The sequence below is a fragment of the Janthinobacterium sp. ROICE36 genome, assembly GCF_002869965.1.
Classification (GTDB): domain Bacteria; phylum Pseudomonadota; class Gammaproteobacteria; order Burkholderiales; family Burkholderiaceae_D; genus Janthinobacterium.
In genome coordinates this window covers 1-1113 of sequence record NZ_PEBS01000182.1, presented here as the reverse complement: position 1 = coordinate 1113, position 1113 = coordinate 1, and the positions used below count along the sequence as shown (strand labels likewise).

At 60.5% G+C, this 1113-nt stretch carries 1 protein-coding gene; it reads left to right on the top strand.

Annotation, left to right across the window (positions count from 1 at the left end; translation table 11 throughout):
- A partial coding sequence (locus CSZ94_RS27325; RefSeq protein WP_258001240.1) for an IS5 family transposase occupies positions 1-1071 on the top strand: 1071 nt, incomplete at its 5' end.
- Positions 1072-1113: the final 42 nt, after the last annotated feature.

Here is a 1113-nt window from a genome sequence, read left to right as displayed (position 1 = left end):
CAGCACTCTCTGTACAGTTACCGCTCGTTGGAGGAACGCATCCCGGATGCGCATCCCTTGCGCAAATTGCGAGTACTGGTCGATGCCATCCTGGCCAACATGAACGATGATTTCCAGGCGCTGTATTCGCGTCGGGGCCGCCCGTCGATCGCCCCGGAGCGCTTGCTGCGCGCCAGCCTGATCCAGACGCTGTTTTCCATCCGATCCGAGCGCCAATTGGTGCAGCACATTGATTACAACCTGCTCTACCGCTGGTTCGTCGGCATGAATCTCGACGAGGCCGTGTGGAACCACTCAACCTTCAGTGCCAACCGTGAACGCCTGTTCAGCGAAGCGATGACGCAGCGTTTCTTCGCCCAGGTGCTACGCATCGCCGAATGGAAAAACCTCGTTTCGGACGAGCATTTCACCGTTGACGGCACCATGATCGAGGCGTGGGCATCGGTCAAGAGCTTCACCAAAAAAGATGGCAGCGGACCGCCGCCGAGCGACGGCGGGCGCAACGCCACGGTCGACTTCAAAGGAGAGAAACGCTGCAACGAGACGCATCAGTCGACGACCGATGCGGATGCGCGGCTGTACAAGAAAGGGGACGGTGACAAGTCAAGGCTGTGCTACCTGGGCCACGCGTTGATGGAGAACCGCAACGGCCTCGTGGTCGACGCAACCACCACGCTGGCCAGCGGTACGGCCGAACGCGACGCGGCGCTGATCATGGCCGGGCGCAGCATCGACAAAGCCGGCGCGACGCTGGGCGCCGACAAGGGCTACGACGCGGCCGCTTTCGTCAAGAAACTGCGCGCCTTGGGCGTGACGCCGCACGTGGCGCAGAAAAAACACAGCGCCATCGATGGGCGTACCACTCGCCATGCGGGCTACGCGGTGAGCATCAAGAAACGCAAACTGGTCGAGGAGATCTTCGGCTGGAGCAAGACCATCGGCGGACTGCGCAAGGCGCGTTTCGTCGGCCTGGCGAAAGTTCGCGCACAAACCACGTTCACTTTCGCCGCTTACAACCTGACGCGCATGGCGACGATCTTTGGCTGGCGTTTATCGGCGGTGGTTGGATAACTCCGTCCATAGAGTACGGAAAGCGCTAAAAAATGTCAAAAA